Origin of the sequence: Pseudomonas sp. NBRC 111140, from assembly GCF_001320885.1 — a bacterium.
Lineage (GTDB): Bacteria > Pseudomonadota > Gammaproteobacteria > Pseudomonadales > Pseudomonadaceae > Aquipseudomonas > Aquipseudomonas putida_P.
The window spans coordinates 18,195-39,218 of record NZ_BCBQ01000010.1 but is presented as its reverse complement, the minus strand read 5'-3'; the positions used below and the strand labels follow the sequence as shown (position 1 = coordinate 39,218).

At 55.4% G+C, this 21,024-nt stretch carries 17 protein-coding genes and 1 pseudogene; 10 read left to right on the top strand and 8 right to left on the bottom strand.

Annotation, left to right across the window (positions count from 1 at the left end; translation table 11 throughout):
• Window positions 1-4: 4 nt before the first annotated feature.
• Window positions 5-1,186 (top strand): MFS transporter, encoded by a 1,182-nt coding sequence (locus APH42_RS05355; RefSeq protein WP_012614063.1) that lies wholly within the window; start codon window positions 5-7, stop codon window positions 1,184-1,186.
• Window positions 1,187-1,349: 163 nt separating this feature from the next.
• On the opposite strand, the gene APH42_RS05350 is transcribed toward APH42_RS05355, so the two are convergent.
• Complete coding sequence (locus APH42_RS05350) at window positions 1,350-1,922, bottom strand: TetR/AcrR family transcriptional regulator (RefSeq protein ID WP_017638772.1); 573 nt, start codon at window positions 1,920-1,922, stop codon at window positions 1,350-1,352.
• Between the two features lie 122 nt (window positions 1,923-2,044).
• Between APH42_RS05350 and merA the strand changes: the two genes are divergently transcribed.
• Window positions 2,045-3,499, top strand: a complete 1,455-nt coding sequence (gene merA / locus APH42_RS05345) for a mercury(II) reductase (RefSeq protein WP_003821139.1) — start codon at window positions 2,045-2,047, stop codon at window positions 3,497-3,499.
• A gap of 377 nt (window positions 3,500-3,876) precedes the next feature.
• Window positions 3,877-4,722: an MFS transporter gene (locus APH42_RS05340; RefSeq protein ID WP_024082530.1), complete on the top strand. Its 846-nt coding sequence runs from the start codon at window positions 3,877-3,879 to the stop codon at window positions 4,720-4,722.
• Between the two features lie 46 nt (window positions 4,723-4,768).
• Here APH42_RS05340 and APH42_RS05335 read toward each other — a convergent pair whose 3' ends face one another.
• The 4 genes and pseudogenes from APH42_RS05335 to APH42_RS29050 form a co-directional block, all read right to left on the bottom strand.
• Window positions 4,769-5,272 carry a ClbS/DfsB family four-helix bundle protein gene (locus tag APH42_RS05335; protein WP_003821138.1) on the bottom strand — a complete coding sequence of 168 codons (504 nt, stop codon included), beginning with the start codon at window positions 5,270-5,272 and terminating at the stop codon, window positions 4,769-4,771.
• Window positions 5,273-5,453: 181 nt separating this feature from the next.
• Window positions 5,454-5,987 (bottom strand): nuclear transport factor 2 family protein, encoded by a 534-nt coding sequence (locus APH42_RS30400; RefSeq protein ID WP_223656234.1) that lies wholly within the window; start codon window positions 5,985-5,987, stop codon window positions 5,454-5,456.
• Window positions 5,988-6,095: 108 nt separating this feature from the next.
• Window positions 6,096-7,829 (bottom strand): annotated as a pseudogene (locus APH42_RS29055) (efflux RND transporter permease subunit); the annotation flags it as partial.
• Window positions 7,826-9,058 (bottom strand): efflux RND transporter periplasmic adaptor subunit, encoded by a 1,233-nt coding sequence (locus APH42_RS29050; RefSeq protein WP_073661980.1) that lies wholly within the window; start codon window positions 9,056-9,058, stop codon window positions 7,826-7,828. The gene APH42_RS29050 and the pseudogene APH42_RS29055, both read right to left, overlap by 4 nt.
• 119 nt (window positions 9,059-9,177) lie before the next feature.
• On the opposite strand from APH42_RS29050, the gene APH42_RS29045 reads away from it, so the two are divergent.
• Window positions 9,178-10,207 (top strand): IS630 family transposase gene (locus tag APH42_RS29045; RefSeq protein WP_161789755.1). Its coding sequence is split into 2 segments (ribosomal slippage): window positions 9,178-9,632 and window positions 9,631-10,207, totalling 1,032 coding nucleotides; the frame shifts between segments, so codons are not numbered across the junction.
• Window positions 10,208-10,437: 230 nt separating this feature from the next.
• Here APH42_RS29045 and APH42_RS29040 read toward each other — a convergent pair.
• Window positions 10,438-13,878: a molybdopterin-dependent oxidoreductase gene (locus APH42_RS29040; RefSeq protein WP_073661981.1), complete on the bottom strand. Its 3,441-nt coding sequence runs from the start codon at window positions 13,876-13,878 to the stop codon at window positions 10,438-10,440.
• Window positions 13,879-14,020: 142 nt separating this feature from the next.
• Here APH42_RS29040 and APH42_RS05305 point away from each other — a divergent pair, with 142 nt between their 5' ends.
• Window positions 14,021-14,716 carry a FadR/GntR family transcriptional regulator gene (locus APH42_RS05305; protein ID WP_003821135.1) on the top strand — a complete coding sequence of 232 codons (696 nt, stop codon included), beginning with the start codon at window positions 14,021-14,023 and terminating at the stop codon, window positions 14,714-14,716.
• 155 nt (window positions 14,717-14,871) lie between these two features.
• Here the strand turns inward: APH42_RS05305 and APH42_RS05300 are convergent, their stop codons facing one another.
• A complete protein-coding gene (locus APH42_RS05300) occupies window positions 14,872-15,282 on the bottom strand; it encodes a hypothetical protein (RefSeq protein ID WP_012614065.1) in 411 nt (136 codons plus the stop codon).
• Window positions 15,283-15,462: 180 nt separating this feature from the next.
• Between APH42_RS05300 and APH42_RS05295 the strand changes: the two genes are divergently transcribed.
• The 3 genes from APH42_RS05295 to kdsA all read left to right on the top strand — a co-directional run bounded on the left by APH42_RS05295 (window position 15,463) and on the right by kdsA (window position 17,479).
• On the top strand, window positions 15,463-16,164 hold the full coding sequence (locus tag APH42_RS05295) for a DUF305 domain-containing protein (protein ID WP_003821133.1): 702 nt from the start codon (window positions 15,463-15,465) through the stop codon (window positions 16,162-16,164).
• Window positions 16,165-16,174: 10 nt separating this feature from the next.
• Window positions 16,175-16,432 (top strand): glutaredoxin family protein, encoded by a 258-nt coding sequence (locus APH42_RS05290; protein ID WP_003821132.1) that lies wholly within the window; start codon window positions 16,175-16,177, stop codon window positions 16,430-16,432.
• Window positions 16,433-16,606: 174 nt separating this feature from the next.
• Window positions 16,607-17,479 carry a 3-deoxy-8-phosphooctulonate synthase gene (gene kdsA, locus APH42_RS05285; RefSeq protein ID WP_003821131.1) on the top strand — a complete coding sequence of 291 codons (873 nt, stop codon included), beginning with the start codon at window positions 16,607-16,609 and terminating at the stop codon, window positions 17,477-17,479.
• A 50-nt stretch (window positions 17,480-17,529) separates the two neighbouring features.
• On the opposite strand, the gene mobH is transcribed toward kdsA, so the two are convergent.
• Complete coding sequence (gene mobH / locus APH42_RS05280; protein WP_003821130.1) at window positions 17,530-19,401, bottom strand: MobH family relaxase; 1,872 nt, start codon at window positions 19,399-19,401, stop codon at window positions 17,530-17,532.
• A 316-nt stretch (window positions 19,402-19,717) separates the two neighbouring features.
• On the opposite strand from mobH, the gene APH42_RS05275 reads away from it, so the two are divergent.
• A complete protein-coding gene (locus APH42_RS05275; RefSeq protein WP_003821129.1) occupies window positions 19,718-20,344 on the top strand; it encodes an integrase in 627 nt (208 codons plus the stop codon).
• A 12-nt stretch (window positions 20,345-20,356) separates the two neighbouring features.
• Window positions 20,357-20,989 carry an RES family NAD+ phosphorylase gene (locus APH42_RS05270; protein ID WP_012614066.1) on the top strand — a complete coding sequence of 211 codons (633 nt, stop codon included), beginning with the start codon at window positions 20,357-20,359 and terminating at the stop codon, window positions 20,987-20,989.
• The last annotated feature ends 35 nt before the right edge of the window (window positions 20,990-21,024 follow it).

Genomic DNA, 21,024 nt, shown 5'->3' with positions numbered 1-21,024 from the left:
GCCCATGACCGACCAGAGCATCACGCGCCGAAACATCGGCGTTCTCACCGCCGCGCAGGCGCTCGGCGGCGCCAGCGCGCCCATCGTGATGTCGCTGGGTGGGCTGGTCGGCCAGCAGCTTGCCAAGAATTCGGCCTGGATCACCTTGCCCGTGAGTCTGTTCGGCCTGGGTCTTGCCATCGGCACCTTGCCTGCCGCCTTCATCATGCGGCACCATGGCCGCCGCAACGGATACGTGGTGGGGGTCGGCTTCGGCGTGGCCTCGGGCCTGATCGCCGCGTTGGGCATCATGCTGGCCTCGTTCTGGATCTTCTGCGCCGGCACCTTCCTGGCGGGCTTCTACGGCGCGTATGTGCAGAGCTACCGCTTCGCAGCCGCCGACACCGCCGAGGACGCGCTTAAGGCCAAGGCCATTTCCTGGGTCATGGTGGGCGGTCTCGCGGGCGCCATCATCGGGCCGCAGTTGGTGATCTTCACGCGCGATGCGGTAGCGGGCACGCCCTACGTTGGCAGCTTCCTCAGCCAGGCGCTGCTGCCGCTGATCGCCTTGCCGATCCTGCTGATGCTGCGCACGCCGAGCCAGACCCAGGCCGAAGCAGTCGCCGATAGCGGTCGGACGGTGCTGCAGCTCTTGGCGATGCCGCGCTATCTGCTGGCCGTGGCTGCGGGCGTGGTGTCCTATGGGGTGATGGCGTTCGTGATGACGGCCGCGCCGGTGGCGATGGTCAACCACGGGCATTCGGTGGACAACGCCGCCCTAGGAATACAGTGGCACCTGCTGGCGATGTTCGGGCCGAGCTTCTTCACCGGGCGACTGATGGTGCGCTACGGCAAGGAGCGCGTGACCGCCGTCGGCATGGTGCTGCTCGCCGCCTCCGGGGTGGTGGCCCTGGGCGGGCTCGGCCTGTCCCACTTCTGGGGCTCGCTGGCGCTGTTGGGCATCGGCTGGAATTTGAGTTTCATCGGCGCCACGGCGATGGTCACCGACTGCCACACCCCGGCCGAGCGGGGCAAGGCGCAGGGCATGAACGACTTCTTCGTCTTCGCCGCCACGGCGGCCGTGTCGTTCCTCGCGGGGTCGATCCTGCACAGCTCGGGCTGGCAAGCGGTCAACTGGATGATCTTCCCGGCCTTGGCGCTGATCTTGGTGCCGCTGCTGTGGCAGGGGCGGTACGGTTGCAACTGACTTGACTTGGGGCATTGATCGAGGACTGGAAGCCGATAAGTGGCCCGTTCCGGCACTACACGACTTGTCTCCACTGCTGAAACTTCGGAAAGCTACTTTGCCGTTCCACCTTTATTGATGGTCAAAGAGTTGTATGGACAGATGAATTTAGTTAGTTAGTTAGTTAGTTAGATTTATCAAGAAGCAGTTTAACCACGGCTTTGGCTTTGCGAGCAGCGTGCAGATCTCCAAGAACGTGAGCCTGAATAATCGCCCCTTCAAGCAACATAGCAATTGTTTCAGAGATTTGAACTATCGATTCTCTGGACGTTATGACAAGTGAAGTGTGGTGTGTGATCCATCGCAGCATAGCCTCTTTGTTTCGGGCGCAAAGCTTATGTATATCATGATCCGGATTGCTGAATTCGGCGCTGACATTAATGAAATAACAACCCAAGAAAAGTGGCTTGGATTGATCGAGACCCTGAAACAGATCGTCAAAAGCATCAAGCATGGCATACAAGGCGTCCCTACCTGGCGTCGCTTCGTGCAAACGCAAATCGAGCCAAGAGAAATACTGCTGATCACAATATTCGACGGTCGCAGCAATTAGATCTTCCTTGCTGGAGAAATGGTTATATAGCGTTTTCTTGGCAATGCCGGACTCTTCAAGTACCCGATTGATGCCAACAGCATGAATGCCGTACTTATAAAAAAGGTTAAAGGCAGTTGCGACTAACTGTTCTTTTTTGTCCATGATGTTATTCATCGTTGTGAGGATTCATACGCGACATGTTGACACAAGGAGACAGGGTTGTCTACAATCCCTCAAGGAGACCGATCTGTCTCTTTCTTTGCAATTTCCTTGAGGCTTCTTTTATGAACACGACAACAGCGGCTTCCGCACAACAGCCCTCCGTCATCTATGATCTAGTCACGATAGGTTCCGGTTCGGCGGCTAGAGCCGCAGCGAACGAAGCACGTAGGCTCGACAAAACAGTCGCCATGATCGAACAGGGGTTGGCAGGAGGGACCTGTCTCAATGTAGGATGCGTTCCTTCAAAGACGTTGCTTGCGGCGGCTTCTGCTCGCATGTCTGCTGCGCATGGGAAGTTCCCAGGTATAGCGACCTCGGCCGGGCCTGTCGACTTGTCTTTGCTTGTCAGAGATAAAGATCAAATGATCGGGCACTTCCGGCAGTCTTTCCATGTACAAGCACCCAAGGATGCAGGTATTGCGGTATTTCGCGGCAAGGCGACCTTTGTAGCGTCAGATGAGCCAGATATCGTAGCGCTCGTCGTCGCGGACTCAGACGGAAACACAAACCTGGTGTACGCCAAGCAGGTACTGATCGCCAGTGGGGCAGCGCCATTCATTCCTTCCATTCCTGGCCTCAGTGAGGTGGACTTTCTCACTTCCGGCTCGGCCATGTCCCTTGAGCAGGTGCCTGAGTCCATGCTGGTCGTCGGCGGCAATGCGATCGGTCTGGAGCAAGGTCAATTGTTCGCTCGACTGGGCAGCAAGGTTGAAGTGGTCGAGATAGCTCCTCGAATTGCACCGTTCGAGGATCCCGCGATTTCTGCGGCACTGGAGCAGGCGCTGTCAGCGGAGGGCATCATGTTCCATACTGGCGCCAATCTGACAAACGTCGTACCACACGAGAGCGGGGTGCTTGCAACTGTCGTCGCCGAAGGACGTACTCAGCAAATTTTCGCCCATAAGATTCTCATAGCGACGGGGCGCCGTCCGGCAACTGAAGGACTCAACTTGGATGCTGTCAATGTGTCCAGGGGCGATCGAGGCGAAATAATTGTGGACGAACATCTGCGAACCTCAAATCCTCGCATCTGGGCAGCGGGCGATGTCACTGGTATGGCTCAATTAGTGTATGTCGCTAGTGCGCAGGGGACCGTGGCCGCGAGCAATGCTCTGGGCAACGAGCCTCGGTCCCTAGACTACACCGCCTTGCCCCGCGTCATTTTCACGTCGCCCGAGATGGCTGCTGTCGGCATGACTCCTATGCAGGCTGAGGCGGCCCAAATTGCCTATGATGTTCGTGAAATTCCGGTTTCCTTTGTTCTACGTGCTATTGTAAGTCGTCACGACAAAGGGATAATCAAGATGATATCCGAGCGTGAGACAGGAAGGATTCTGGGTATTCATATGGTAGGCGAATCTGCTGGAGAGGTTATTGCAGCTGCAACCTATATTATCTCCGCAGGACTTACGGTTGACCAACTTGCAAAACAGTGGTCTCCGTACTTCACTATGGCGGAGTCGCTTAAAAACGTAGCAAGCAGTGCGCCAACTTTGGAAGATTCGGCTAATGGCTAAATCTTATTATTACTATGCGCTTAAATTTCAAGGGATCGTTTCAGGGTAAAGTTTCCTGATGTGAGCATGTTTGAGTTTTTTGCTATGGCGGGATCGCTCAATGGGCTTCCCGCCTTTTTTGTGGTGAATCATTAAAGAATTTGCCGATCTTGAATATATGCATAAAAACTCAGGGGGTGCCGTTCAGTCTGTTGACGAGAAAGATAGGATTCTTTTACTGAGAAATTCCCGTCAGAACTTCAATTTATCTTCTCTAAATTTGAAAGGTTGTCAGGCAATTCATGCGCGATGAGTAGACACGCTGGCCTGCTTCAGTGCCCCCGAGTACTGCGACCAGAAGGAAAGGGGTTATTCGTTTCATAGTTCGATTTCCTGCTGTGGGCTACTGCTTCGCAGCCGCCGTCACCGCCGAGGACGCGCTTAAGGCCAAGGCCATTTCCTGGGTCATGGTGGGCGGTCTCGCGGGCGCCATCATCGGGCCGCAGTTGGTGATCTTCACGCGCGATGCGGTAGCGGGCACGCCCTACGTTGGCAGCTTCCTCAGCCAGGCGCTGCTGCCGCTGATCGCCTTGCCGATCCTGCTGATGCTGCGCACGCCGAGCCAGACCCAGGCCGAAGCAGTCGCCGATAGCGGTCGGACGGTGCTGCAGCTCTTGGCGATGCCGCGCTATCTGCTGGCCGTGGCTGCGGGCGTGGTGTCCTATGGGGTGATGGCGTTCGTGATGACGGCCGCGCCGGTGGCGATGGTCAACCACGGGCATTCGGTGGACAACGCCGCCCTAGGAATACAGTGGCACCTGCTGGCGATGTTCGGGCCGAGCTTTTTCACAGGACGACTGATGGTGCGCTACGGCAAGGAGCGCGTGACCGCCGTCGGCATGGTGCTGCTCGCCGCCTCCGGGGTGGTGGCCCTGGGCGGGCTCGGCCTGTCCCACTTCTGGGGCTCGCTGGCGCTGCTGGGCATCGGCTGGAACTTCAGCTTCATCGGCGCGACGGCGATGGTCACCGATTGCCACACCCCGGCCGAGCGCAGCAAGGCGCAGGGCATGAACGATTTCTTCGTCTTCGCCGCCACGGCGGCCGTGTCGTTCCTCGCGGGATCGATCCTGCACAGCTCGGGCTGGCAGGCGGTCAACTGGATGATCTTCCCGGCCCTGGCGCTGATCCTGGTGCCGCTGCTGTGGCAGGCCGCGCGAAAGCCGGCGCTGCCAGCTCCGGTCTGATCGGAGCGGTGCAAGAGGCGCTCCGCGCAGTGGGTCGCCTCGGCCGCTACAGCACCTGCTTCCACTGGCGCAGCCTCGACAGCGCGTCGTCGTAGGCGGTGGAGGTGAAGAACTGGATCTTGCGCCCGAGGGTCTTCATCGGGCTCAACGCGGGATCGAAAAGCGAGGCGTTCGAATGGTGCGCCACGCAGTCGAGCACCCGGTCCTGTCCCTCCGTGAGCATGGCTTCCAGCTCGCGAAGGTCTCTGCCCGCGAAACGGCGCTGGAAGCCGGCAGAAAGACGCTCGGCCCGCTGCGCCATCGCACTCGGCGAGTAAAAGGACGCCGAAGGTCCAGGCGTCCGATCATGCGCGAACTGCAGGATCATCGTGTTCCAGACGATGACGTCCACCAGGACCATCGCAGCGTTGGTATGCAGGCGCGGCTCCTGCCAGATCATGGCCGTGTGCCGGTAGTGGCTGGCGGGAATGGTGGCAGCTTCTACCCCGAGCTTTCGGTGGCTGGCGCGAACCTTGTCAAGGAGTTCCTGCTTCGTGGTTGGTAGTTTCATTCGGGATTTCTATTTCATCGAGACAAGGCTCGATAACCGGCGTGTCAGATATTCATCAAGTCACCAGCGCAATTACCTTGGATTGAGGAAAAGCGCTTGCCTCACCGCTGCGCTGGCGGCGCCGAGGGCTTGTGCATGATGAAGCGGGACATGTCGGTGATTTCCTGTTTGCGGATTTACGTTACTGCTGAAGCTGCTTCTGCATGGTGTTGTGGTTGTAGTAGTCGCTGGCATAGACAATCTTTCCGTTCGAAACACGGAAGAAGCTCGCGCCGAAATAACTGATGGTCGAACTGGAGGGCGACGTCCCGCCATTGCTGTTCTTGGTGGCGGTGAATTCCCACTCGATCGCCACACCATCGCCGGAGGCAACCGGCTGCGAACGGATTTTCATTTTTCGGTCGGGCAGGATTTTCATCAGAAACTGCGAGACTTCGGTAATGGCTTGAGGCCCAGTGCGGGACGCTTCATTGCTGGTATTGAAATAGACGACGTTGGAATCGAGCACTTTTTCCATCGCGTCGGTTCGCCCGCCATTCCAGGCGTCAAGGTATTGCCGGACCACCTTCACGTTCTCTGGCTCATCTGCCGCCTGCGACGTGACGCTATAGGCGAGTGAAGCCAGCCCGAGGAATATCGCTCCCAAAGCCTGCACCGGACGGCAGCGCAAGCCGTCTGAAGAACGAAGGGGCCTGAATGACAGGGCGTGCTGCATGTTGTTCATGGTCGAAATACTCCAAAAGGTGTTGAAAAAAATCCCGCTCGCACGGGCGTGGTGGAAAATCGCATGTCGCGCGCAACGAAGCACAGGCCGTCGGCAATATTTATCCTGAGCAGGCACAAAACCACCAGGAACCTGTTTGAAGCCCAGGAAGGTCAGTGCCAGAAAACCAGCATACAGAATGAGTACAATTGTACTTCCGCGAACGATACGTCGAATCGTCCCAACATAGGAATTCGACAGGCTATCAAAGAAACGGTTAAAACGACGGAAAAAAGATCCGAAAAAACGATCCATTACACGAGTCAACAAATCTTGCTTCTCTATACCTTGATGTGGTTTCAGTAGTACGGAAGCTAATGCCGGAGACAATGTTAAGGAGTTGATAGCCGATAAAATCGTTGAGATAGCAATCGTCAATGCAAATTGACGATAGAATTCGCCCTGAAGCCCCGAGAGGAATGCTGATGGAATAAACACAGCTGCCAGTACTGAGGTAATAGCCAGAATTGGCCCCGTTACCTCGTCCATTGCTTTTCTTGCGGCGTCTTTTGGTGAGAGTCCTTTTGCAATATGGCGCTCAACGTTCTCAACCACAACGATTGCATCATCAACAACAATACCAATTGAAAGAACCAGACCAAATAAAGATAGCGTATTGAGTGAGAACCCAAATACATCCATTAATGCAAACGTACCCACTAATGAAATAGGCACTGCGATCAATGGGATGATTGATGCTCTCCATGTTTGCAAAAATAGCATCACGACCAGCACAACTAATATTGTGGCCTCTAATAAAGTCGTCGTGACAGATTTCAGGGAAGCACTAACAAACACGGTCGGATCATAAGCGATACTGTACTGAATACCTTCCGGAAACCTTACTTTCAGGCGTTCCATTGTTGACCTTACCGATGCAGACACCTCAAGTGCATTGGCGCCCGGGGTCATAACAATCTGCATACCCACTGCATTTTTATTATTTAGTAAACTCCTCATGGAGTAGTTATCTGAACCGAGTTCAAGACGAGCCACATCACGCAAGCGCGTAATTTGTCCGTCATCTCCGGTTTTAATAACTATATCGCCGAACTGTTCCTCAGTAGTTAGGCGCCCTAAGGCATTCACAGTGACCTGGAATGATGACGATGCATTAGGTTGCTGTCCGACAGAGCCAGCCGCTACCTGAACGTTTTGTTCTTTAATCGCAGCAGTGACATCACTTGATGTTAACCCTCTGGAAGCCACTTTATTAGGATCTAACCATACTCGCATGGCATATTCCCCTTCACCTCCCAGCGCTATGCTTGCGACACCTGGTAAGCGTGAAAGCTCATCACGTACGTTTAACATTGCATAGTTAGAAACATAAAGTGGATCATAACGCTCATCAGGAGAGAACAAATGCACCACCATAAGAATATCCGGCGAGGTTTTTTCAGTCACAACCCCTATTTGCTGGACTTCCGTTGGTAGCCGAGGCAAAGCCCGTGATACCCGATTCTGAACCTGAATTTGCGCAATATCGGGGTCAGTTCCCTGTCTGAAAGAGATGGTTAAAATCATTCGGCCGTCAGAAGCAGTTTGAGAACTCATGTAAAGCATGCCTTCAACCCCATTGATGGCTTGCTCAAGCGGGGCGGCAACAGTATCTGCTATTACATTGGGGTTTGCTCCGGGGTAGCTTGCCGTTACCTGAACGGTTGGCGGTGTTACGGACGGATATTCACTGAGAGGAAGTTGAAAAAACGCTAAAGAACCCGCTATCAGCATAAAAACTGATAAGACAATTGCAAATATGGGGCGCTGGATGAAGAAATGAGGAAATTTCATTTACTACCTCCCTCATTTTTGCCATTCGATTTTTTAGATGCACCTTCAGGCTGCCTCTCAGGTACGCTCAACAGCGTTTGCATCGATACGATGTCTGGCGTAACGGCCATCCCCGGTCGTACGAGCCCTTTTATGATAATTTTTTCCCCGGCCTTCAGACCGTCGCTGATAACACGTAATCCATCGACCATTGGCCCCAACACTATCGGGCGATACTGCGCCTTATTATTGGCATCAACAACAAGGACATACTTATTGCCCTGATCTGTGCCTACGGCTTGATCGTTTACCAAAATTACTTTTTGCTCACTACCAGTGCCTAACTGAACTCTGGCAAATGCTCCAGGAGTAAGAAGACCATCAGCATTCGGGATAATAGCCCGGACACGAACAGTGCCGGTATTACGATCAATTTGGTTGCCAACAAAATCAAGCGCCCCCCCGTGCGGATACCCCTTCTCATTTGCCAGACCTATATGTACGGGTAATTTTTCGTTGCTACGTCCGACAACATCAGGCCGAGCCTTACTGACAGTATTGAGATATGTCGCTTCATCAATATCAAAATAAACATATAAAGGGTCGGACGAAACGATTGTTGTCAATAGAGTCGCGGCCCCCCCCTGGCTGCTGCTAACCAAGTTACCTTCAGTTACTAAAATCCGATCGATACGGCCATCAATTGGCGCAGTCACACGCGAGTATGACAAATCCAGCTTTGCTGCTTCGACTGCAGCCTTCGATACCTGAACCTGTGCAACGCGGGCATTTTTCTCAGAAGATGCATCATCATAGTCTTTACGCGAAACAGCACCTCCGTTTACCAGACGGCTAATACGCTCGTAATTGCGGCTTGCCTGGAACGCCTGAGCTTCTGCCTGTCGTAATTGCGCTTGTGCACTATCAAGCACAACCTGGTAGGGCCGCGGATCGATTTGAAATAACATCTGTCCTTTCTGAACCAGACTTCCCTCCGGCACCGTAACAGATTCGATTGCCCCTCCTACCCTGGGGCGTAGCTCCACTGTTTTAATAGCCGCTAAAGAACCGGTAAATTCAGCAGAAGGTATAATATTCCGTGATACGGCAACAGCCACGGGTACCTGTGGACCTGCAGGCGCATTTGCAGTTTTTTTTTGCGTTTCGCTTGCATCATCATTTGCAAGTACCACTTCTGTATTGGCTGTCACTGCAACTGCCATCAGCAATATCCCAACTTTCATTTTCATCATAACGATCCTTTCATTCACCAAAACTCTTCGGCCAGTCCGAAGTTGGCGTCTGTAGTAATACCAATTGTCTTAAAAGTTTGATCTAATAGTGGTATTCATATTCGAGTGATTTTGATATGCATACAGCCGACGACTTTAAACAATTAGCAAAGCAAACCTCCAACGGGCAACTGCGAACCCGCTATCTAGCTTTGTATCATTTCAAGAATGGGGAAACACGAACCCAGATAGCAACTTACCTTGGGGTTGCCAGAGGCAGTGTTAATACCTGGGTATCCAACTATCTGGCGCACGGACTTGAAGGTCTGCAATCCAAACCTAGTCCGGGTAGACCCTGTCAGCTCTCCGTCTCCCAGCGAGAACAGATCGCACATTTTATCAAAGAAAATGCGGTTAAAAAGGAGGGGGGGCGTTTGATTGCACAGGATGTACGACAATACATTAGCGACACCTTCCAAATCGATTATCAGTTGCGAAACGTATACCGCATCATGGATGCGCTCGGTTTCAGTTGGATAACCAGTCGCTCTAAACACCCTAAACAATCACAACAAACCCAGGACACTTTTAAAAAATTTCCTGCTGGAAACGATCCTTCACACTCCCGGTCATCTTCCTCTGGATCGCGTTGACGTCTGGTTTCAAGACGAAGCACGATTCGGTCAGCAAAATCAGACGTCCAGAATATGGGCAGCCAAGGGCAGCAGGCCAAGAGTAGTAAAGCAACAGCAATTCGATTATGGCTATGTCTTTGGGGCGGTGTGTCCGAGCAATGGTAATACTCAGGCGCTTATCAGCCCTCTTGTGAATAAAGAGGTGATGAAGCAGCATCTGAAATTAATAAGTGAAGCGACAGAGCCTGGGCGTCATGCCGTTGTTGTAATGGATGGCGCGGGCTGGCATACGATCGATACGGCCAGCCCATTTACCAATGTCAGTCTGTTAAAACTCCCACCTTATTCTCCGGAGCTGAACCCGATGGAGCAAGTATGGCAATGGTTACGGCAACGTTGCTTATCAAACCGCGTATTTCGAGGTTACGAAGAAATAGTGGAACAGGTCTCTCGCGCTTGGAATACATTCATTGCGGATGTTGAACGAGTCAAAAATCTCTGTTGGAGAGAGTGGATAAAGTTGGTCAATTAATTAATGCAATTGGTATAATTTCTTACAGGCTAAAGCTTGTAGTAACTGGAAGGTCAAGGGGGAGGATGATAAAAACTTAGAAAGATCGCACTGATAAAATTGATTAAATCGGCTATTGAGGTGAATTCGTACAAAAAATTGAAAATTGTTTAAAACATAATGTTATTCATAGAAAAAATCAGGCCACTGAAATGGCCTGATGTAAAGGATGCTAATAGCTAGTACTTACCTCAAGCATCAATCGTGATATCACCGGCAGGAATGCACTGACATGTCAAACATGCCCCCTCATCAGAGGGCTCCACACCATTCAGATGCTGTACGTTCCCTGCAATCACCCTAGTTGAACAGCTTTCACATTGTCCAACACGACAACCACTAGGCATTTGAATCCCAAGCTTTTCCCCAAAATTAAGTAGAGTACCTTTATCCGTGGTCCAAATCTCTGTTCTTCCTGATTTTGCAAAAATGACTTTATGACGTAATGAGGGATCATTATTTATTTTTGCTGGAGAACGAAATATCTCGTAGAAAATAGCAAATGCAGGTACACCTCTCTCCTGAAGCCCTCGCGATATCGCATCCATCATAGGCTGCGGACCACACATGTAATAACGAGCATTATTCTCAATAAGATATGCCTCGACATCTCCCGCACCAACGTAACCAGCTCTATCATAATCCAATCCTGGAATATCACAGTCGAGGGGCTGATTGTAGATATTAATTACTTTAAGCCTGTCAATAGACGCATTTAGCTCCGCAATTCTTTTCTTAAACGCATGTAGCCTACTATTTTGATTAGCATAGAAAAGCCAGATCTCCGGACCTTCCGCTTGGGGGTTAATAGACTCCAGATAGGAAATGAATGGAGTAATTCCAATACCGCCAGCAAAGATTACGACAGGCTGGACGGCATTGAGCGGGACAATGAAATTCCCCCCAGGAGGGGTAAGTTCAACATCCTTGCCTATCTGCAAATGCGTGTTTATGTAGGATGACATTATTCCTTCAACATACTCACCTTTCTCATCAGTCGCTTTCTGATGACGGACAGAAATGGAATAGGTTTTACGGTCATGAACAAACGCAGGGCCTGTCAGCGAATACGCCCGGGTAACGATCTCTTCAGAATCGCTCATCGGACAACAGCTAACAGTGATATGCTGGCCCGGTTCATAATCAGGTAAGTAGCCTTCACTGTTCGATTGGAAGGTAATTGTCGTAACATTATCTGCTTCTTTTTTCAGTTCAATGACTTTGAATGTTTTACGACCTTCCCAGGGGCGCCTTATCAGCTCAAAATCATTCAAGCGGCGAATGCGGCAGCGGAATGAACGCAAAGGTAAAGCACCGCTGACTGGATCATAGCTATCACCGCTGATTAAACTATTGTAATTGCTACTGTACTCACCTTTAACCGGGTATGAAGGTTTGCCAAAATCAGGACAAGCCTGCCACCACCCAAACTCAGCAATTACAGTTTCATGAGAGAGTTTGGCTTCCACTTTTGCTCTAAATCGAGCAAGACCTGCTCTCGTTTCAATTTCTACCCAATCCCCCGTCTTGATACCTTCTTCGTCAGCCAGAGTTGCCGAAATGTCTACCGTTGGATAAGGTGCTTTTTTTCGTAGGCTAGTCAGGCTTCGATGTTGGCTATGACAGAAGAATCCGCTTTTAACGGATGTCAGCATTAATGGATAATCAGGATCGTTGCGCTGGTATTCTTGCGGCTGTACATACTCAGGTAAAGGATTGTAACCATAGTGATGAAGGATCTCAGAGTAAAACTCTGCACGTTTTGTTTCTGTATTGAAACCTGCCAGATATCCACTATTTGGGTCTCTGAAAGCATATTTTCTGACTTTATGCTCAAGCGGGATATCGTAACCTTCTGGCTTATTTCTGAGCATCTCAACAGTCAAACCTAATGGTTCTAGTTGATAATTCCAGGCTGCCTCAATATTGCCGTCGAAGAACGCTTCATTCATTCCTAACCGGCATGCAAGATCGAAAACAATCTCAAGGTCGGAACGGCTTTCACCGCGCGGAGAGACCATTTTTTTTCTCAACTGAATGTGGTCCTGAGCAGCAGCACTACTTTCAAACCCGGTTCTTAGGCCTTCGCGCTCCCAGGCAGTGTTAACTGGCAGAAGGATATCAGCATACTTTGATGTAGGCGTTTCAAACAAATCTACATGGGCATAAAACTCAAGCGCCTCAAGCGCCTGTTGTCCGAGAGAAGTATCACTTTGTGAAAGTAATATGTTGGCACCAAAGCCAATTAACCCGCGAATTTTATAGGGTGTACCTTCTAATACTGAATGCCAGATATCCTGAGAATGAACCCAACCTTGTGAAGGCGGCCCGATAGGCCTTTCTTCAAGGCCTAATGCTTTATCCCATTGTGATTTAGGCATCAATGTCGGTGAATTAACCACATTTACCGGGTGGCTGGCATAGATTCGATTACATCCTTCCTGATCGAAACAACCGGTTAAAGCATACAGTGTCGCAATCGCACGTTCTGTTTGGGTGGCATTAGTGTGTTGAGCCACTCCAGACCAACTGTGGTAGGCGATTTTCTTGGCCCCGGCAATCAAACTCGCAGCGGCTTCAATTGACGCAACAGATACCCCGGTGATACGGCTTACGTTTTCTGGGTCATAATTAGCCAACATATCTTTAAAAGATGAAAACGCCGTTTGGCAGGAAATTTTTGCACCATCAGCTATTGCGACTTCAACATTGCCCTCAAGTGCAGCTGTAGGCATCAGCGTTTCTTCAGTTCGAGTCTCGGAATCGATAAATGTGACTTGCTGGTTGTGTTCGTCCCAAACTGTATAGCGATTACTGATGGCAAGTGGGTTAATATCTTTTTCCCGAAGAAAATAACCATTATCATTTCGAACCAACAAAGGACCATTAGTCCAGTTTCGAACAAACTCATGATTAAACAGGTTTCGTTCTACCAGGAGATGGCTTAACCCCAAAGCTAATGCACCGTCAGTTCCAGGATTGACATCAAGCCAGGCATTTGCTTCTTTCGCTAAGGGTGTCGGGCGAGGATCCACGACAATCAGTTTTGCGCCGTTATTTCGACCAGTACCAATCGCACTAGCCTGGGCAAGCCAAGTATTCGCGGGGTTATGCCCCCAAAGAAGAATAAGATCGGCATGGGAATAATCAGCAACAGGAATGCCGCAGCCAAAGGTCCATCGATGTGCAACGTCTTTATGCCAGTTACATATCTCAGTTCCATAGCTGGTATTTGGGCTGCCATAGATACGAACAAATCGCTCTAACCATTCAATTGCATCACTGAGGGGGGTACCGCTTGGGCTCGTAAAGCCGAAAGCGACAGATTCAGCTCCATCCTCTCGTTTAAATTTTTCCAGTTGTCCGGCTATCGTTGACATAGCCTCTTCCCAACTTATACGTTGCCAGCCCGGATCCTCTGCACCTTTAGGATGAGTTCTCTTCATCGGGTACAGAATTCTATTTGCGCTGTCCACCAGCTCAGGTGCCGCTTTCCCCTTCATACACATGGCCTTACCATTAGGGTGTTCAGGGTTAGCCCGTACCTTGATCAGGTGGTCATTTGCTACTTCACTCAGCGTCCCACACCGCGAACGGCAAAGTGTGCAATATCCGGGAATAATATCTGACATTGGAAACCTCACTACTAAAAACAGTTAATATTCTTTAAAATTGCTCTTTTGTCAAATACATAGAATCATCCTATGTATAAGGCCTGAGTTGCTACAATCGAGGTCCGATGGGCTCCCGTCTCTACGTCATTTGAGAACCGCGATGAATAACCGCTTCACACTCCCACAGGCGCCGCGGCGTTCGCTCGTCGATTCGACGATTGAGCTGATCCGCGGCCAGATCGAGGGAGGCGCCTGGAAGGTCGGCGAGCGCATCCCCAGGGAGCAGGAACTGGCCGAGATGCTGGAGGTTGGCCGCAACACGGTGCGGGAAGCCATTCGCGTGCTCTCGCACGGCCAGGTCCTGGAAGTCCGCCAGGGTGATGGCACCTACGTGCGAACCAATATCGATCCGGCCGAGGTCATGCGCCGTGTCGGGCGTTCCGGCTTGCGAGAGCACTTCGCGTTGCGCTGCATGCTGGAAACCGAGGCGGCCAGGTTGGCCGCGGTGCATCGGTCCAAGGCGGACGTTGGGCTGCTGCGCCGACTGTTGAAGGCCCGCGGCGAGCAGGAGCAACACGCATCGAGCGCGGCCTTTGCCGAGGCCGATACGGCTTTCCACTGCGCGATCGCCGGGATGTGCGGCAACGGCGCGCTGGCTGAGCTGTACCGCTACTTCGCGAACTCGGTCCGCATGAACACGCTGACTGCGCTGAAGGACAAGGAACTGCCCGAGCCGGGTCTCGCGACCCATGAGGCGATCGTGGATGCTATCGAGCGCCAGGATGGAGAAGCAGCTGCGGCGGCTGTGCGGAACGTGGTCGCTCCGCTGATTGCGGCACTTGAGAAATCGGGTTGATCCGAGCGCGACTCCCGCGCTGGCAATGCCGCTTTCCATCGAGCAGCCGGTCGCCGGCCCCGTTGATCGGAACGCGGGTTGTTTCCCGGAGAGCACGCGGTAGCCGGTCCTCATGGATAGGCCCTTGGTGCGCTACAGCGACCGGACGGTGCTGTTCATATCGAATCTTCGACGCGACCACCCGCCAGGACATACCGGGCCAGCGCCTCGGCATCGGCGTGGGTGGCCCGGGTGGACTGCGGTGTACCGAAAGCCTGGACGAGCTTTGGCAGCATGGCCTCCAACTGGGCTCGCTTATCCGAATCCGGTTCGACGTGGATGAGCGCGAGCAATGTGCCGCCAAGCGTCTCCTTGTGAGTCTTCAGCCAGACGCCGCGCTGAGCGCGATCGTCGAGAGTCTCTTCTGGCCCTCCCGCGACGTAGATAAGCACGAAGGGCTTTCCGCAGGCGACGAGTTCATCCATTTCCGCGCACCAGGCGCTGCTGTATCCGTTGTAGATGCTTGCGCCGTCGAAGCGGACGATGGGGAAATCGCTGGTGTCGTGAACTTTCGGTTGCTGGGACATGATCCTGGACTCTCGCTATTAACGTCCTAACATCCTACCTTTGTTGAGAATTACTTGCAACTGAAATGGGCATGGGCACACCGCCGTGCAGCGCCAAGTGACGGGCGAAATAAGGGCTTGACCTTCCAACAATGGGAGGCCCTACAGTGAACCCATCAACCTCATTCAAGGAGTTTTTTCATGAAGGTCAACAAGTTCAGCCTCTTGTTCATTGCGGGCGCCGTCGTGGTCGCCGCCGGCCTGATGGCCGTCCAGAAGAAGGTGGTCGTCCCGTCGGGTGAAGCGATGCAGGCCAGTGCGGGCGGAGGTCACCAAGGGCACGCGATGCCCTCCAGCGCCTCGGCCAATGACAGTCCTTCCACGACCGCGTATCGCGCCGTGAACGACCAGATGCACGCCGGGATGGGAGCGCAGTTCACTGGCAACGCCGACGTCGATTTCATGCGTGGCATGATCCCGCACCACCAGGGCGCGATCGACATGGCCAAGGTGGCGCTGCAGTACGGCAAGGACCCGGAGGTTCACAAGCTGGCCCAGGAGGTCATCACCGTGCAGGAAGGCGAGATCGCCATGATGAACAAGTGGCTGGGCGACAACGGCCAGCAGGCGGCGGCCGGCAGCTCGGGCGATGCCTCGACGGCCGCCTACCGTGCCGGCAACGACCGCATGCATGCGGACATGATGATCGACTTCAGCGGCGACGCCGATGTGGACTTCATGCGCGGCATGATCCCGCACCACCAGGGTGCGATCGACATGGCCAAGGTGGCGCTGCAGTACGGCAAGAACCCGGAGGTCCGCAAGTTGGCTCAGGAGGTCATCTCCGCGCAGGAAGGCGAGATCGCCATGATGAAGAGTTGGCTTGTCGCTCGGGGCAAGTGAAGGCACGACCATGAACCAAGCCAACACCCCGCGCATCCTCATCTATAGCACTCCAACTTGCCCGGACTGCCGGGCACTAAAGGAGTGGTTGTCCCAGCAGGGCATCGCGTTTGAAGAGCGCGACCTGACCGACCCGAAGATTTCCGCGGAGGCCAAGTCACGAACCGGCGTGCGCGTGGCCCCGATCACGATCGTCGGCGACGAGGTCTTCTATGGCACCTTCGCGAGCCAGAAGCCGAGGCTGATGAAGGCGCTCGGTCTTCAGTGAGCCGCTGAAGGAAGACCGTGGTCACGGGCGGAGTCGCCGGTGCGGACCCCGGTCGGACCCTGTAAGCGCTGTTGTGGACGCGTCTGCACGCAAAGCTCAAGACCGTGAGGCATTCTTCGCCGACGACGCTCGGCGCTTTCGCCTGCGGTCGTTGACATCACGAGAGGAATTTTTATGCGATCGACATCATCAGCCACCTCCCTGCACGTCGCCATTTCCGAGGGCATCACAGTCGCCAACGACCTGCCGTTCGTGCTGTTCGGCGGCATCAACGTCATCGAGGATCTCGATACGACCCTGGCTGCGGCTGAGCACTTCGCGGAGGTGACGCGCAAGCTGGGGATACCCTTCGTTTTCAAGGCGTCGTTCGACAAGGCCAATCGCTCGTCGATCCATTCTTTCCGAGGTGTCGGCCTGGAGGAAGGGCTGCGGGTCCTCGATGCGGTCAAGTCGCGGTTCGGATGCCCAGTCTTGACCGACGTGCATGAGGTTGAGCAGGCCATGCAGGTCGCTGCCGTTGCCGACGTACTGCAAGTTCCGGCCTTCCTGGCCCGGCAGACCGATCTGGTGGCCGCCATTGCCCGCACCGGTCGGGTAGTGAATGTCAAGAAGCCGCAGTTCCTCAGCCCGGGCCAGATCAGGCATGTCGTCCACAAACTGCACGAGGCTGGCAACCCGCGCGTCCTGCTGTGCGAGCGTGGCACGCAGTTCGGCTACGACAATCTCGTCGTGGACATGTTGGGCTTCCGCGAAATGAGCGTTGCCAGCAGTGGCCTGCCACTGGTGTTCGACGTAACCCATAGCCTGCAGCGGCGAGAAGCGGATGCGTTGGCTTCGGGTGGGCGTCGCCAACAGTTGCCCGAACTCGCGCGGGCCGGCATGGCGGTCGGCATTGGCGGTTTGTTCCTCGAAGCACACGCCGACCCGGCGCATGCACGTTGTGACGGACCCAGCGCTCTGCCACTGGACACGCTCGAACCGCTGCTGCGGCAGGTCAAGGCGGTGGACCAACTCGTCAAGTCGTTCGAGCCTCTTCGGATCGACTGAAGCTTGCCACCCGTTCAAACAGAACGTGTGGCACTTCCCCTCTTAGTCGGCTATTTGAGCGACAGATAAGGATTGTTCGGTGGAACGGCATCGAATATGTGCGATGGGTCTTCGAGCAAATAGCCATGCACCTGGCGCGTTTTGCGCGGTCCCATGACCTCGCACGTCCTGATGTTCAGACCCGATGGCTGTTTCCTGTGGAGTCCGAGTTTTTCAAAGCGCTTCTGCACCCACTGCCAGTCCTGCAGGGCCGCGTCCTTCGCAAGCGGCCCAATGGTTGGATGCTCTTGTGCGTAGCGCTGGAAAACACCAGGGCTGATCAGGTAAACCGTGTCGGACACGGTATGTACCAGGGCCTTGGCGTCATTGATGATGAGCTTGCGGGTCTGGACGGCCTGTTTCAGCCAGGCCATGAAATGCTCGCCCGATGGCCGCCCGGTAAATGAGGCGAAATCGTGCGGCGCAGGCGCGGCGGTCGGCGCCGAAGGACCTGGGGCCGATGCGGGAGGGTCGAGCGGCACCGCTGCATCGTCGGCACCCTCTGGCGGGGCTTCGACGGACTGCTCCGGCTCAGGCGTTGTCTCGAACATCGCCAGCATGCTTTCCAGTGGGTCGGCCGGATTGCGCTGCGTGCTGGGAGGTATGGCGTGACTTCCGCCCGACTGATCTGGACGGCTGCTTGCTGCGGGCTCCTTCTCCGTTGCCACCGCTGCTCCAGGTAGCAATGCAGCGTCGGGTGCGGACGGGCGCGGCCCGTCCTCGGCCTCGCCGGCGTTGTCCACGGTCACGGTTCCCGCAAATGGGCTGGGTCGCTCCGAGGGCTCCCAGATCAGCGCCGGGGCCAGGCGCAGGAGCGTGAAGGCATGGGACCAGCCACTCTCACTGGTAATAGTTGCGCGCCAGATGGCCTTGCCGGAGGCGGTGGGCTGCAACATGGCATGATCCTGTAGCACGTTGAACACGGCCGTGTTGTTCGCGGGGATGCCATCGACCCCCTGGGACAGCAGGTGCGCGCGCAGCTTGTCCGAGACTGTCTTGCTCACCAGCCACAGCGCGTCCTCGGTGAGCCAGCCATCGGAGGCCTCCGGCTGGTTCAGTTTCAGCTCTTCCTTGAGCAGGTAGCGCAGCCCGTTGACCAGCTTGCGTTGGAGCGAGTGCTTGGGCGCGGCCATGGCGCGCGCGGGATCGCCGCCCAGCTCCTGGGCGACGGAGGCGCGGTCGGCCTGCACGACAAGCTCGCCCAGAACCCCGGCGTGCTCGTACTGCCCAGCCAAGACGTAGAGCAGCGGCGCCCACAAGGATGGATAGCCACTGAGCCAGTCCAGCAGATCGCGATTGAGCAATTGCTGGTACAGCAAGCCTGTCGCGGCGCTATGAAGCCGGTACTCGCGGTCGTCGCGGTAGCGGAAGCGGTACGGTTGGCGCAGCGGGCCGTGCCATGGGTGCCAGGTGCTGCCGTCGGCCAGCTCGACGTGCAGATCGACGGCCACCTTGCCGATGTCATGGAGCAGTGCGGCATAGGCGACGGCCGCAGTCCAGGCTTCGGCCTGCGCCGCCTGGTCTTCGGGGCTGGCCCCGATGGGCAGCAGATGGGACTGCCGCAGCTTTAGGCTGTAGGCGACGATTTCGAGGCCATGGTCGAGCATGCCGCCCGGGTAGGCATGGTGATGCGCTTCGGAAGCCGGGAAGGCCTGGACCAGCTCGGCGTAGCGCTCCAGCGGCGCGCGGTACAGGGAGGCGAACTGCTTGCGCGAAAGCGAGGTGCGCTGCCAGATGTGTTCCAGCAGCTTCTGCCGGCGCGGGGTGGCGAGCAACGATGCGGCCGACTCCGGCCGCATCAACCCTTTCGGGAGGTCGGTGGCGGGTGCTGGCGACGGCGCGGCAGCGACCGGGGGCCGTTTTCGCTGGAACAGGGAGAGCATGTCGGTGTCCTGATGGCGGGCCGGGCGGGAGGCCTTTTGGCCTTTTCAAGGTAGGGCCTTTCCCCTTGCACCCCATTCCCTTGCCGTTTCGACCCTTTGGCCTTTAACCGTTTCGGTATAGCGGGGCCTGGGCTGCGGCTCCAGCGTCAATGCGGAACCCGCACGAATGGATTAGACGGCGACCTGGCGCTGGGCCCCGGCCTATGCTGCCGGGGCGCTACACCGCCAGGTAGGCTCCCACCCGGGCGACTAAGTTGACAAATGCGACAAAGGAGACTAGAGTGAATCCTGTCTCAAACCTACCTGGGAGCTGACCATGCCCACTGCGATCGAATTCATTGCCGACCGGCTGCCGCGAGTCACGGTGGAGGATGTGCGACGCTTCGCCGATACCGTCGAAATCCGGGATGCACCGGCGTTCGCGGCTGAGTTGCAGGCGTTCATCCACGAGCGCGTGGAGGCGGTGACGCTGCCCGCCAACCTGGAAGGTGAAACGGTGGCGCAGGCCTTGCAGCGCAAGGCGGCCGCGTTGCGCTCCGACACGCGCTGGACACCGGCTGAAACCGATGTCCAGCGAGGCCGCGCCTTGCTGCTGGAAGCCTTCAACCAGCCGGACAACCTGCCGCCTGCCGAGTTCGCCAAGCTGGCGGACAAGTCGCGCCAGCAAATCTACAAGGACATCCTCGCCCGTCGGCTGCTGGCGCTGAACGTGGGGCCGCGCGGCCAGAAGCTGCCCGACTGGCAGCTCGACCCGGTGAAGCAGCAGTTGACCCAAACCGTGCTCCAGGAGGTCGAGGGCATCGACCACTGGACGATCTACCGCGCGCTGTCCGAACCCCTCGAAGGCCTGGGTGGTCGCTCGCCCGTGGATGCGGTGACGCATGGCACGATCGATGACGTGGCCGAGGCCGTGTTCAACGTGCTGGGCGTCCAGGTGCATTGAAGCGAGACCGCCATGAGCCACGAGCTGCCTTCGTTCCTGATCGATGCCGGTGAACTGCTCCAGCATGTGAGCCGCGTCGTCTATCGGGGCAGCCCGCTGTACTATGGCCGCAGCAGCACGAATCGCTACGATGACCCAGCGGGGGCCTACGGCGTGCTCTACCTGGGGCGCGACCTGCCCACGGCGCTGATGGAGTCGGTGTTTCACAAGCACCAGTGGCTTGCGGACACGCAACGCTCGATCGCGCTGAAAGAAGTCCAAGCCCGGATGGTGCGCGCAGTAGGCGTGATGGACGACGTGTTTCTGGCCGATCTCACGGCGCAGGGCGTCATGGCGGGCTACTTCGGCCTGAACCTGGAGCAGTTGGCCAGCCGCGACTACACGCACACGCAGCGGGTGTCCGCCCAGGTGCATGCGATGCTCGGAGATGATGGCCAGGCGCTGTTCGACGGGGTGCTCTATCCGTCGCGCAACAACTATCCCGCCAAGAGCATCGCCCTGTTCGAGCGTGCGGGAGCGAAGGTTGGCGTCATCGAGGACATCGACCTGGTGGACCATGTGGACTGGCCGCGTTTCGTTGTTACCTACCGCATCGGCGTTGAACCCGACCCCGGCCCGGTGGGGCCGGATGACGAAGCGTCCTGAAGCAGCAAGAAAACACATTGAAGCCGCAAACCGAA